We start from the raw sequence: 12713 nt of genomic DNA on the forward strand, positions 1-12713 counted from the left end.
AGCTCGGCCATGTTCTACCGACTCCTAACGACAATTCCGGCCAAAAATGATTCTCGCTATGCGGAAACCGCTTTGCTCACTCTTTGCCCTGTCCTTGTCAATGATCACATCTGGCGCCCACGCGCAAAATGTGGCCACTAGCTCGCACATTGATGATGGACACGTCTTTGTGGACCTGAAAAATCTTCACCCGGAGACTCCTGTCTATCTACATAGACTCACCCTCCCGACCACATCGGAAATAGCAGGCAGAAGCATTAAAGCTCCGAACGTACAATAATGCTCTCTCGCACATTGGTCTCACTTGAGTCGATTGACGTAGGCACCGTAGAGGAAGTATTTAATGGTGCAGGTAACAAGATCGAAACCATCGAGAAGCTACGATCTGTGAATCCCGCCACCCCACAGTTATGCACCACCAGAAACGCGGCAGTTTCTCTGTGTACAAAGATCGGGAAATCATCTCAGATGAAACTCTTCAACGTTCCGACTACTCTCTGCCGCTGAAGCTCCCTCCCACATCAAGCCGGGCCATTGCCCAACGCTCAAAGGCGCCTGGAATTTCATCTCCTGAACGGCGGCAAGCTGCCTGGAAGTGTTGTACGAAGCACCGCACACTGTACACCTCCATTTAACTGCGAAGTCAAATTTGCTCCTTTGCTTTCATTTTCCATCAGATCCGAAGAGAACTCTTGGCAGCCCTTAGCTCAATGAGGGCTTCCGCAGAACGAATGGAGACTCCATAGCGAAGCGACATAACAGCGATCGGAAAAAACATTAGGACAGTATAAAGCCCAAGCCACAGCGCACCGCGCCCATCTACCAACTTCAACATGTGAAGCAACAGCGGACTTGTTGCGAGAATATAAAATACCCCGTACCCGGCCCAACTTAGCACCTTTATAAAAGCGCGAACTTGTGGAAACCTGTAAATTCCCTTGTAGACGAGGCGCGCCCTACCTGCATTAAAAAGGAAAACCAGCCGTTTTCTTGCACCATGATAAAGCCGAAGCGCCCTTTGCGGATCCCTCAGAGATATCAAGTATTCGACCACTGGCGCTGGAATGCTGGAACTTCCTATTAACGCATGAAGACCACGCTCTCTAACGAGCGCATCCATTTTTAAACTTTTGATTTCACCACTTAGTTCCAACGCAAACTTAAAATCGTCCCGCAACCTATTTACTTGCAGCTGGAAGTCCTTTTTTACACCCCATGCAACACCAACTAAGCTGACCAAAACAGCTGCAGCTGAAACCAAAACCTTCCAAAATTCGATATTTTCCATCTATTGCTCCTGAAAACTATCCAAATCCTGGGGAACCTCTGAGCAAGCCAGCAACGCCTTTTTGTGCAGCTAACAAGGAAATGGAAGTGGTGCGTAAGAGGATAATCTTACGTTGTCCTAGCTCTTCTTTCTGGCGATAGATTCAAGCGGCTTCTCCTAGATGCGGCTTGTTCAGAGTTTCCCTAGGCCACATTCGCCCCACATATCGAGTTAATCCTCCCGTTTCAACAATCGCGGAGTTGGAACTATGCGACCATCACCGAGGACGCAGCCTTTTATAGCTGGCCGAGCTGACAGGCCAACCTGGACCTGCGGCCGCGCTCGGGCATTCAACCGCATGCCTGCTTCCTGGAGCTCGATGCTGACGCCGACACCCTTGCCGCAGCCTATAGCACTCTGCTGGAAGCCGCCTTGTGCCCTGTGCCCTGACGACCTCGCCGGCTTCTGCGCGCCCCTTCTACAACAGTCTGACCTCTGCAACAGCGCTTTACAGGCCATAGCCCAGTCCAAGATTCAGCGCGTCGCCAGCGTAAGGCACGCCTATGGGCCGCGAATGCTTATTAACCAAGGCGAGAAGTAAACCTGACCAACCTGGCCCCGCGTCCGCTAATGCGTGAATGTAACACGTCGCGGCATTGTGGCTTCGATTCCCTCTAATTAGGTGGACAGTGATCGAGCATATCCGCTGCCAATAACTGAAGTACTTAAACAAGCGCCTTATACAATTCGAATGCGGCTGCGAGCTCCTTAGGAGCATCAGCATCAACAATCCCTGCTGTGTAAGAAAACTCCTGGTGTGGCGGCTCTGTGGCAACAGAGTTGATAGCGTAAGGCTTCAAAACTGGTGCCGTCATTCTCAAATACGGCGTGCTTATGGTCTTTAGCCAAGAAAACAATCTTGCAGTTCCGCCGGCAGCTTCGATGTAAGCCCTAGCAGTGTCTAAGCTTCTACCAGAGGTAGTAATATCATCCACAACCAACACCGTTTTACCCCTCAAACTCAATTTAGAGCGATTGGGTAACCCGGAAAGATTTCTCGTAGGCTTTGCGTTGAGATGGATTGAATTTATTTGATTACTGAAGAGTCGCTGATTCCATTTTAAGGGCTGGCTCTTTTGGGCATTAGCGTGCCTTACGATAAGGTCGTGGTAGTAGCTTATATTGAAGCACTGACCGAGCCTGCACAGTATGGCCGCTTGACTTTCCGAGCCCGGAACAGCGGCGCCCGCCTTATGACTGGGATAACTGCAAATATAATTAACTCCGACTAGCGAGCCAGAAAAGTACAACGAGGATGCCGCCAACAAAAACCAGAACTCGGGGTGACCCAGCCCCGATTTAGCTGCGTCACGGGCATCGATACCGAAAAGCTTGTAAGCTTCAATCATTGTAGAAAATGGCCCAGCAGCGGACATGTTCAAGGTGTCATCCTGATGGCGCCAGAAGATGCTTCGCTGTCGCAGCGCAAATACCAAACAAAATCGACGCAGGTCGGCGACGGTCGCAACCGCCAATCCGTACTTGCTTTGATTGCCGTACCAATCTGCGCGAAGCTGCAAAAACCCGTTCTGCACTCCAGCAATCATGTCTTCATCAGTCGCGCCGAGCAAAACCGCCTCACAGGGTTTCACTCCGTACTTCTGAAGAATGGTGGTAGCGGAACCTCCATGACGACGAGGTGGACTTCCGTCCCATATCAAGCCATGTCCGTTAATTGGGACCCCCGCATGTTCCGTCCTAAATTGGGGAAGCGGCTTGCCTTCGCATGTCCAGCCCTGCGTTGACCACAACGCTACAGCGACACCACGAGCGTGTAATTCCGCTGCAAGCGCACCCAACTGCTGCGCCAATGGCACGTTGATCGTCTTGTTCGGCCCAACAATCGTTCCATCGACCGCAACTAACAATAGTTTGAAGGCCATTCGTTACCCAAAAAGCGCCCGCTGTGGGACGTCGACAGGTGAAAAATTCTCGTGAAGCGATCTCCCAAGAAATGACAGCAGCGCTTCCGTATCCGAGGGGACGTTAAACTGGGTTCCGGCGACTCCATGGTCATCCGGGGGCGGCACACCATCAAGAAACAAATTGACGGTCGGCCTACCGAATCGTTCGGCGAAGCGCATCGTATGCGCGGTTCCCGATGACCTCTTCCACTCCGGCGCTACCACGCAGCACGCCAGCGCAGCTTGTAGTCGATTGCGCCATACAAACTGGTCAGCCTTCGGTCCGGCATCAGGCAGGTACTCGCTAATAAGTACACCGCCGCCGCCTACGATTGCATCGGCCAGCCCAGCGTTTTTTGCTGGGTACGTCTTCAAAATGCCTGTACCGAGTACAGAGATATTTGGCGTGTACGACCGGAGTGCCCAGTCGTGGGCAGTACCATCAACGCCTTCTGCAAGCCCACTGATGAGCGGAGCGCCCAGCCCGGTCACTGCTGATGCTGCGAATTTGGTTAGGAACTCACCAACCGCTGATGGAGACCGCGTACCCACAACTGCTATTCCAGGGGAATGCAATAAGGACCACTCCCCCCTATAGAAGAACCAACTGGGCCTCGTTCCGTCAGGCAATGCAGCCAGCGACTTTGGAAACTCTTCATCGTCCTCACCAACCAGCCCAATTCCACGCTCCTCCAACGCTTCGAAGAGTCTGAAGCCGTCCTCAATCAGACCGCCGTCGATAGTGCCTAGGGGGTGACCCAGAATTTCAGAAATCCCACCGCCGGTTTCCATCATCAAGCGCAGCCCCTTCGGACCACCAAGTCGGCGCAAGCTTTCGAAACCCACTCCACGCTGCTGGCAAAGGCCAAGAAATACGATGTGGGGTAGGGAAGCGTTGGGCATACCCGCATCCTAGCGGAAGTTACACCCGATCAAAACATCGAGGCGCTGCACGGAGTCGGGGCAAACCCGGAGTGGAGTCTGAGGCATACCTGCGTTTTTCGCCTTACGAATCAGCACGTTGCGTCTCGAGTCAACGGAAGCGAGCAATGCGGAGGCAACTATCGGGGGTCAGGTTCACTTTCCTACATCTTCTAGCGGCGCTTTTTTCCGCGGCGTGGCTAGGTCGGCTGACGGTCACGCGGGTGTAGCGACCGGCGATCTTGGCTGGCACAGCTCGACCCCCGCGCATGACACCTCCCGGTATTCCGCATCATGTGGTGCAGTGGGGAAATAACTGACTGGCCTGCTTCCTCGATGACGGCGACCGCCTACGGGCGCACAGAGAACTTGTGATAAGGGCACCACAAAGCCTGTCTGGTGGACAACGACGAGCGCCTTCTGCGCCGCTATCGCTACATCGAGCTGAACCCGGTGCGCGCGGCCATCGCCGACGACCCAGCCGCCTATCACTGGTCCAGCTGCCAGACGAATCTTGGCCTGCGGCCGCACTCGGGCCTACAGCCTCACGCCAGCTTTCTGGCGCTGGGCGCCGACATGGAAACCCGTACTGCGGCTTATCGCGCCCTGCTGGACGCGGCCCTGGGTCCCAACGACCTCACTACCATCCGCGCGACCCTGCAACAACAACGCGCCCTGGGCAGCAGCGCCTTCCAGGCCATGGTCCAAGCCAAGACCCAACGCTTCGCTGGCGTCAGGCCGTCCATCGGCGAGAAGTGAACCTGGCCCCGCTACTGATGGAAAGCACCAATCGGGCTCGTCGCCTACCGATTTTCTCTGACAGACTCGGCCCCAAAGCCTTACATCCAAGCCGAAGCGGACCGTGGGCAACTCTTCCCGAGAGTTAGTTCGAGGGATGGCCTCTAGGCAAAAGTCTTGCTAGGATTTACTCAGGTTTCGGCTACCTCCCTGCTGCGCGGGAAAAGCCCGGTTCAACTTATGCCCGTACCCTCTTTGTGGCCGTTGAAGCAAGCAGCATGCTCTGAAAGAAGCGCTGAGCTTCTTTGGCCCATTCAGGAGTATGACATGTTTCAAACTCAAGACTTAATAACAGCTTTCAAAGTCGGTGCATGTTCGTCACCTTCCGACGACATTAGTCATTGCAAGAAACTTGAAAAGTTCGCCAAGCACTTGGGGTACGAGAGCTATCACGCGTTTCGGCGGAGCATTGTGGGCCATGGCCCCAAAGAAATTGGCGTAGTTTCGATAGGTGTTATGCGCAAAATCTGCGCTCACAGAGCACCTACGTTAAACTCAACATACTATGAGTTCCAAGTGCTTCCGTCTGGCGTAGGATTTTACAGCCATTGGATTGGCTGGGATAGCAATGGCCACGAAGTACGTGTGCCACGACCGATCAGCGGGGACTTGCGCGTCGGCCTGCTCAGAGAAAATTTGCGACGCCCGGTCTATGTAATAGAGACCAATCGTGAAGCAACTGTATGGCGCCAATTATGGCAGTCCACCGCCCTCTTAGAAGCCAGTGTTGCTCACCAATTGTTCCCATCATCGTTTGACAAGCTTCATCTCATCACCCCCGATCCGCCCTACCATCGTATCCGCGGGCGCATTGCATACGCCAATAACTTGGCACTAGTTTAAACGCCGCTAAATTGACGCAGAATCGTGCCAACAAGGCCGGCTTTTACCGGCCTTGTTGGCAGCTAGCGTTCGCGCACGCGCCGAAGATATTGAACCAAGATAATCGATGAACTGCGTCAGGTTACCCTGACTCCGTCGCCCGTAATCGCCCCTGCCGAGGTGCGCATGGCGACGCATCGCCGCTTCGTACTGGAAGCCATAGACCCGGACGAGGCGCCGCCGTTCGCGCCATCCTGCGGCGCTAACACGCCCTGATCAAACACTGGCCGATGGAACCCATCGGCAATGGCTGGCCCGCCTCCGCACATTGCCAGGACAAGTGCATCAACAGATGGTGCTTAGCTAAAAATAACGTGGAGATACCTAAGACTCTGCCTCCTGTTTCCGGCTAGGCAGGCAATCGAGGATTAGCTTCTGCTTCGAGAAGAAACAGCTCGTTGACCACAAGAAAATCTCGGTATGCCCTTCCAATTCCGTGCTGATCCTCTCGGTGGGCTCGACCGTTCCGAAATGCCGAATACGCAGCCTCAAACATTTGCGCCCTGCCATCAGCTTCGTTCCTGTGTAAGCCCACCCAATGTAAGAGAGCACCACTTCCACGAAAGGCGCGCTTGAAGACATCGGCACCGTGGATTTCTAAAGAAATCTGGCAACGGTTCTTGACCTGATCCTCGAGCCGTCGGAACGCACGGGGTTCACCCCCGATTTCACGGACACTTACAAGAAGGCCGATTCAGGCCATGAGGAGTGTTCATGTCGAAGCGGAGAAAGTTTCAGCGCCGAGTTCAAGCGTGGTGCGGTTGAGCAGGCCAGCCAGCCCAGTGTCAGTTGCGGCCAAGTGGCAAGGGAACTGGGGATCCGCGATACCTTGTTGATCCGCGGGAAGCGGGAGGCCCAGGGTCAGGGGATGGTGGCGTTCGAGGGCACCGGGACAGCTCGGGATGAGGAGCTGGCCCGCGTCAAGCGAGAGCTGGCGCGGGTGAAGAAGGAGCAGGACTTTTTTGCGCGAAACAGCGATGTTCTTTGCCAAGGGATCATCCTGAGGTATCAGGTGATCGAACGTAGCAGGAGCCCGAGTGGGGTCAGGCGCGCCCATCGTCCACGCAAGGCCACCAAAGACCGCGAGAAGTGAACCTGACCCCGTTACTCCCCTATCGACGAAAGACGGCCAGAAGTGAACCTGACCCCGCTACTCGGCTTAGGTGGGGAGTCAATCTGACCCCATCACCGAAGACCAAAAAAATCTGCCGCCGTTTGACGCTCCTGCCCCCCAGAAGGCCACCCACTCTATCGCATTAAGTCAACTCGACCCCGTTCACCTCTCTGACCCATGCTTTCCGCTCAAGGACAGCGCTGCGCCTGGAACTGATTGCAATTCACTTTGGTCCGTAGATCGGCACACCGTCGTTAAGCTCAATCCATGCTTGAGGAATTTCCCAAGTTCCTTGCTTTGAGTTATCTAAAGGTCCGACTGCTGATTCAGGCAATGCGACTTGCTCCTTTGCGAACCATCGTAGCGACCAGAATTCCAGCGCCAACCTCGACACCATTTGCCTGGAAACTCGGAAGACTCCTCGGCTTGGATCGTTCTTATTGCAAACTATCTGGAGCGCATAGTTTGGATCTTCCAAAAGCACTGCCGCAGCGCCAAGCTCGTCGAAGTGCCACTTTACTGCCCCCATGTCAATCAATACCGCAATAAAGATATCACCCAGTATAAAGGGCGCAACATGCTCCTTAGATAGTGAGAGCGTAAAAGGCTGTAGAGGAAGCCATGCGGCAGAATTTTTTGCTTCGTTCAGCAGAAACACAAGATGCGGACGACTCGAATACGCCGCCAAAGCATTTTCCCAAACATCCGGCGTGGTTGCGTCCACTTTCAGAGCAAGATAAACAATTCCATGCTCCGGGCTTTCGCATTCGCATCCATTAACCAGGGCGCGTGTAATCAGGGCGTTAATAAAATCCTGATGCGTCACGGGGAGAGAACCTACTGCGCGGCGGACAATTTTGTTCTTACCCCTAAATTCTTCTGCGCCGTCGTTCGCGTAGAAGCTCGCGAGTTCAGCGAGATTTTTCTGCTGCCTCACAGTTCGCTTGTTCTGGTTTTTGCTTGACTTTACTTCAATAAGTATAGGGTCTGGACCAATAAGCAGACATACATCCCCATACCGAATCACATTCGTCAGATCACACAACAAAGCGGGGATATTTTGACGCAAATATGACTTTGCGGCGTAGCACTCAGCTACAAAGCCGTTATTCGCCGTTATAAATCCCGGTTCTTCGCGAACCGCGTAGTCCGATGTTTTGTAAAAAGTATGCTTTAAAGAAAATCCGTCTAGATAGATGAAAGCAACTCCATCTCCAAAACATTTTATAAAATAGATAATCTGCTTGTAGCTAGCTATGCCCTCTACGCATACCTCGATTTTATTTTTAAGCTTGACGACCTCATCTCTTTTAAGCCGGCCGCTCCTTAACTCTGGACGAAGAAAATCCAAGCGTCTCCGCAGCCTTCCGATCCCAATTTCGCAACGTCGGATCGAATTAATGAGCTCGCGTTGCATGCCCCAAAGTTTCTGCAGATCGCTTGGATTGGCCTTCAACTCACCAATCGCCGATGACAGCCGCATGAAGGTCGCTCTATATCTACCAAGCATCTAAGGGCTCCCAAAATCCAAACTTGTCTTCTCTCAGAACAAGAAAGGCGGCATTTAGCCGCCTTTCAATACCCATCAGAATTTTCAAGCCCCGTCAGGATTCACCTTCTCCACGTCGATCTTGTACTGCTTGATCGCGCGGGCCACGTCCTTCCCAGTCATCTTGCCGTCCTTGGCCAGGGCGGCGATGGCGGCGTGGGCGATGTAGTAGCGGTCCACCTCGAAGAAGCGGCGCAGGTTGGCGCGGGTGTCGCTGCGGCCAAAGCCGTCGGTGCCCAGCACGGTGTAGTTGGTGGTGGGGACGAAGGCGCGGATCTGGTCGCTGAAGGCACGCACGTAGTCGGTGGCGGCAATCACCGGGCCCTGGCGGCCTTCCAGCTGCTCGGTCACGTAGGCCTTGCGCGGGGTCTTGGCTTCCGGGTTCATGCGGTTCCAGCGCTCGGCGTCGAAGCCGTCACGGCGCAGCTCGTTGAAGCTGGGGCAGGACCAGATATCGGCGGTGACGCCGAAGTCCTTGTCCAGCAGCTCGGCCGCGGCGATGGCCTCGCGCAGGATGGTGCCTGAGCCCAGCAGCTGCACGCGCAGCTCGCCCTTCTTGGGCTTGCCGGCGTCGGTGAGCAGGTACATGCCCTTGAGGATCCCCTCCTCCGCACCGGCCGGCATCTCCGGGTGTGCGTAGTTCTCGTTCATCAGGGTCAGGTAGTAGTACTCGTCCTTCTGCTCTTCCATCATCGACTTCATGCCGTGCTGGAGGATGACGGTGACCTCGTAGCCGAAGGTCGGGTCGTAGCTGCGCACGTTGGGGATGGAGCCGGCGATGACCTGGCTGAAGCCGTCCTCGTGCTGCAGGCCTTCACCGTTGAGCGTGGTGCGCCCGGCGGTGCCGCCCAGCAGGAAGCCGCGGGTGCGCATGTCGGCGGCCTGCCAGGCGATGTCGCCCACGCGCTGGAAGCCGAACATCGAGTAGTAGATGTAGAACGGCAGCATCGGCACGTTGGACACCGAGTAGCTGGTGCCGGCGGCCAGCCAGGAGGAGATGGCGCCCGGCTCGCTGATGCCCTGCTGCAGCACCTGGCCGGACTGGTCCTCGCGGTAGTACATCAGCTGGTCGGCATCGACCGGCTTGTACTTCTGCCCGAACGGGGCGTAGATGCCGATCTGGCGGAACATGCCCTCCATGCCGAAGGTGCGGGCCTCGTCGGCCACGATGGGCACGATGCGCGGGCCCAGCTCCTTGTCGCGCAGGGCGATGTTGAGCGTCTGCACGAAGGCCATGGTGGTCGAATAGCTGCGCTCGCCGCTGGACTTGAGCAGGCGCTCGTACTTGTCCAGGCCGGGCACGGTGAAGGACTTGTCGGCCTTGCGGCGGCGTGCGGGGAGGTAGCCGCCCAGGGCCTCGCGGCGCGACTTGAGGTACTGCACCTCCGGCGAGTCCGGGCCGGGGTGGTAGAAGGGCACCTGCTCGGCTTCTTCCAGCTGCTTGTCGCTCAGCGGGATGTTGAAGCGGTCGCGGAAGGTGCGCACCGCGTCGTCGTCGAGCTTCTTGGTCTGGTGGGTCGGGTTGAGCGACTCGCCGGCCGAGCCCATGCCGTAGCCCTTGACCGTCTTGGCCAGGATCACGGTGGGCATGCCCTGGGTCTTCACCGCCGCGTCGTAGGCCGCGTAGACCTTGTGCGGGTCGTGGCCGCCGCGGTTGAGGCGCCAGATGTCGTCGTCGGACAGGTTGGCGACCATGGCGGCGGTCTCCGGGTACTTGCCGAAGAAGTTGGCACGCGTGTAGGCGCCGCCGAAGGCCTTGCAGTTCTGGTACTCGCCGTCGACGGTTTCCATCATCAGCTTGCGCAGCACGCCGTCGGTGTCGCGGGCCAGGAGCGGATCCCAGTACGAGCCCCACAGCAGCTTGATGACGTTCCAGCCGCCGCCGCGGAACACGCCTTCCAGCTCCTGGATGATCTTGCCGTTGCCGCGCACCGGGCCGTCCAGGCGCTGCAGGTTGCAGTTGACCACGAAGATCAGGTTGTCCAGGCCTTCGCGGCCGGCCAGGGCGATAGCGCCCAGGGTCTCGGGCTCGTCGGACTCGCCGTCGCCGATGAAGCACCACACCTTGCGGTCGGACTTCTCGATCAGGCCGCGGTTTTCCAGGTACTTCATGAACTGCGCCTGGTAGATGGCGCTCAGCGGGCCCAGGCCCATCGACACGGTGGGGGTCTGCCAGAAGTCCGGCATCAGCCACGGGTGCGGGTAGGAGGAGATGCCCTGGCCGTCGACTTCCATCCGGAAGTGGTCCAGCTGCTTCTCGCTGATGCGGCCCTCGAGAAAGGCGCGGGCGTAGATGCCCGGGGCGCTGTGGCCCTGGATGTAGAGCAGGTCGCCCGGATGGTTGTCCGAGGGCGCGCGCCAGAAGTGGTTGAAGCCCACGTCGTAGAGGGTGGCGGCCGAGGCGAAGGAGGCGATGTGTCCGCCCAGGTCGCCCGGCTTGCGGTTGGCGCGCACCACGGTGGCCATGGCGTTCCAGCGGATGATGGAGCGGATCTTCCACTCCATCGCGCTGTCGCCGGGGCTCTTGGCTTCCAGCGCCGGGGCGATGGTGTTGACGTACTCGGTGGTGGGCGAGAACGGCAGGTAGGCGCCGGAGCGGCGGGTCAGCTCGACCATGTCCTCCAGCAGCTGATGCGCCCGCAGCGGCCCTTCGGCATCGATGACCGCCTTGAGCGATTCCATCCATTCCTGGGTCTCTGCCGGGTCCGGATCGCTGAGCAGCATCTCGTTCAACCAGTTCATTGCCATCTCCTCGCCTGTGAGCCGCGACGCGATCGCGGCATCTGATATCTGTCTGAGCCGGTGATTGTAAGCCAGGCCAGGGGCCGGCGTCGGTTCGACCATTGAGGGAGGCCGCAAACGGGGGTTTTCGTGACGAAATTTCGTCTTTCGCCGGGCCGGAGCCTTGCAGTTGTGAGGATTTCGTATGACGAAGAAATGTCATGTGCCGATCAGCGGCAGTATTTCGCTATATCTTTTCTCAGAACTTCGATATATCTTTTTGCCGCCGGCACACGGCGCCCCCATGGATGGCGGCCGACGCGGCGCCTGCGGCCTGCCCGGCCACCGCACCCCGCCATGGCCGCGTGCAGCGCGAGCCGTTCGGTGGGCCAGACCGCCGGTCAGACCTGCCACTACTGATTCCCCAGGAGTTCCCATGCATCCCCATGCACGACATCGCGGCCGCAGACACCATCACGGCGAGGGCCCGCACGCGGGGCGCGGGCACCGCGAGGGCCACGGGCATCGCAGCCGCGCCGATGGCGTGGGCCGGCCCGACGACGCCTCGTCGGACACGGATACGCGCGCCGGTCATCGCGACCCGGCGCACGAGGAAGGCCGCGGCCACGGCCGGCGTGGCGGACACCGGGGCGAACGCGGCGAGCGCCAGCGCACGCCGCGGATGCTGGCGCACGGCGACCTGCGCCTGCTGCTGCTCGGCCTGCTGGAGGCGCAGCCGCGCCACGGCTACGAGCTGATCCAGCTGATCGGCGAGATGTTCCTGGGCCAGTACACGCCCTCGGCCGGGGCGATGTATCCGGCGCTGGCACAGTTGCAGGCCGATGGCCTGGTCACCAGCAGCGAGGATGGCGCGCGGCGCCTGCACACGCTGACCGAGGCCGGCCACGCCTTCGCCCGGGCCCACGCCGAGACGCTGGCCAATGCGCGCCTGCGCACCGAGCGCAGCGCGCGGATGGTGGTCAAGGCCGGCCTGCCCGCCCCGGTCCGCGGCGGCATGAGCGCGATCAAGCGCGCCCTGATCAGCCACCACGCCCACTGGACGCCGGAGTCCGGCGAGCGCGTTGCGCAACTCCTGCTGCAGGCGGCCGCCGACATCGCCAAGGTGCCGCATGACTGAGACCGTCGGCGCCGATGCGCTCCAGGCCACCGGCCTGCGCATGACCGCGCCGCGGCGCGCGTTGCTGGCGCTGCTGCTACAGCAGCCGGCGCCGTGCGATGCCATTTCACTGCACCACCAGCTGCGCGCGCAGGGACACCGCGTCAGCCTGGGAACCGTCTATCGCGTACTGCATGTGCTGGAACAACAGCACCTCGCCGTCGCGATCGCGAGCCCGCATGGCCGCACGTTGTGGCGCCTGTGCCAGCCAGCCCCTTCCACGCCCGGGGACGAGGCCGCCACCAGCCACTGGCTGCGCGCGCTAGCCGCCGACCTGGGCTATCGCCTGGTGCCGCTTCACTAAAACCGGCGCCGGCTTT

9 protein-coding genes and 1 pseudogene are annotated in these 12713 nt (G+C 58.2%); 4 read left to right on the forward strand and 6 right to left on the reverse strand.

All coding sequences use genetic code 11. The features are described 5' to 3' along the window. Positions 1-673: 673 nt before the first annotated feature. The 3 genes from ACORQU_RS05360 to ACORQU_RS05370 form a co-directional block, all read right to left on the reverse strand. A complete protein-coding gene (locus ACORQU_RS05360; RefSeq protein ID WP_491643811.1) occupies positions 674-1288 on the reverse strand; it encodes a hypothetical protein in 615 nt (204 codons plus the stop codon). Positions 1289-1992: 704 nt separating this feature from the next. After that, the gene (locus ACORQU_RS05365; RefSeq protein ID WP_491643812.1) at positions 1993-3210 is read right to left on the reverse strand and encodes a hypothetical protein; all 1218 of its coding nucleotides are present in this window, start codon (positions 3208-3210) and stop codon (positions 1993-1995) included. A 3-nt stretch (positions 3211-3213) separates the two neighbouring features. Then, positions 3214-4134 (reverse strand): DNA-processing protein DprA, encoded by a 921-nt coding sequence (locus ACORQU_RS05370; RefSeq protein ID WP_491643813.1) that lies wholly within the window; start codon positions 4132-4134, stop codon positions 3214-3216. A 417-nt stretch (positions 4135-4551) separates the two neighbouring features. Here ACORQU_RS05370 and ACORQU_RS05375 point away from each other — a divergent pair, with 417 nt between their 5' ends. Beyond that, entirely contained in the window at positions 4552-4911 is a 360-nt protein-coding gene (locus tag ACORQU_RS05375; protein ID WP_491643814.1) for a transposase, read from the forward strand. Between the two features lie 1270 nt (positions 4912-6181). On the opposite strand, the gene ACORQU_RS05380 is transcribed toward ACORQU_RS05375, so the two are convergent. Continuing rightward, on the reverse strand, positions 6182-6526 hold the full coding sequence (locus ACORQU_RS05380) for a TIGR02391 family protein (protein WP_491644976.1): 345 nt from the start codon (positions 6524-6526) through the stop codon (positions 6182-6184). Between the two features lie 20 nt (positions 6527-6546). On the opposite strand from ACORQU_RS05380, the pseudogene ACORQU_RS05385 reads away from it, so the two are divergent. Then, positions 6547-6880: pseudogene (locus ACORQU_RS05385) on the forward strand (transposase); the annotation flags it as partial. A 289-nt stretch (positions 6881-7169) separates the two neighbouring features. Here ACORQU_RS05385 and ACORQU_RS05390 read toward each other — a convergent pair. Beyond that, positions 7170-8429 carry a hypothetical protein gene (locus tag ACORQU_RS05390; RefSeq protein WP_491643815.1) on the reverse strand — a complete coding sequence of 420 codons (1260 nt, stop codon included), beginning with the start codon at positions 8427-8429 and terminating at the stop codon, positions 7170-7172. Between the two features lie 111 nt (positions 8430-8540). Next, a complete protein-coding gene (gene aceE, locus ACORQU_RS05395) occupies positions 8541-11237 on the reverse strand; it encodes a pyruvate dehydrogenase (acetyl-transferring), homodimeric type (protein ID WP_491643816.1) in 2697 nt (898 codons plus the stop codon). Positions 11238-11652: 415 nt separating this feature from the next. Between aceE and ACORQU_RS05400 the strand changes: the two genes are divergently transcribed. Next, the gene (locus ACORQU_RS05400) at positions 11653-12354 is read left to right on the forward strand and encodes a PadR family transcriptional regulator (RefSeq protein ID WP_491643817.1); all 702 of its coding nucleotides are present in this window, start codon (positions 11653-11655) and stop codon (positions 12352-12354) included. Further along, positions 12347-12697, forward strand: coding sequence for a transcriptional repressor (locus ACORQU_RS05405; RefSeq protein WP_491643818.1), 351 nt, complete (start codon positions 12347-12349; stop codon positions 12695-12697). Before ACORQU_RS05400 ends, ACORQU_RS05405 begins: the two co-directional genes overlap by 8 nt. The last annotated feature ends 16 nt before the right edge of the window (positions 12698-12713 follow it).

The organism is Pseudoxanthomonas sp. JC1303 (assembly GCF_058448525.1).

Bases quoted from the DNA above. Each gene is read 5' to 3' on its own strand.
- ACORQU_RS05360 (WP_491643811.1), bottom strand. From the start codon at position 1,288: ATGGAAAATATCGAATTTTGGAAGGTTTTGGTTTCAGCTGCAGCTGTT.
- ACORQU_RS05365 (WP_491643812.1), bottom strand. From the start codon at position 3,210: ATGGCCTTCAAACTATTGTTAGTTGCGGTCGATGGAACGATTGTTGGG.
- ACORQU_RS05370 (WP_491643813.1), bottom strand. From the start codon at position 4,134: ATGCCCAACGCTTCCCTACCCCACATCGTATTTCTTGGCCTTTGCCAG.
- ACORQU_RS05390 (WP_491643815.1), bottom strand. From the start codon at position 8,429: ATGCGGCTGTCATCGGCGATTGGTGAGTTGAAGGCCAATCCAAGCGAT.
- aceE (WP_491643816.1), bottom strand. From the start codon at position 11,237: ATGAACTGGTTGAACGAGATGCTGCTCAGCGATCCGGACCCGGCAGAG.
- ACORQU_RS05400 (WP_491643817.1), top strand. From the start codon at position 11,653: ATGCATCCCCATGCACGACATCGCGGCCGCAGACACCATCACGGCGAG.
- ACORQU_RS05405 (WP_491643818.1), top strand. From the start codon at position 12,347: ATGACTGAGACCGTCGGCGCCGATGCGCTCCAGGCCACCGGCCTGCGC.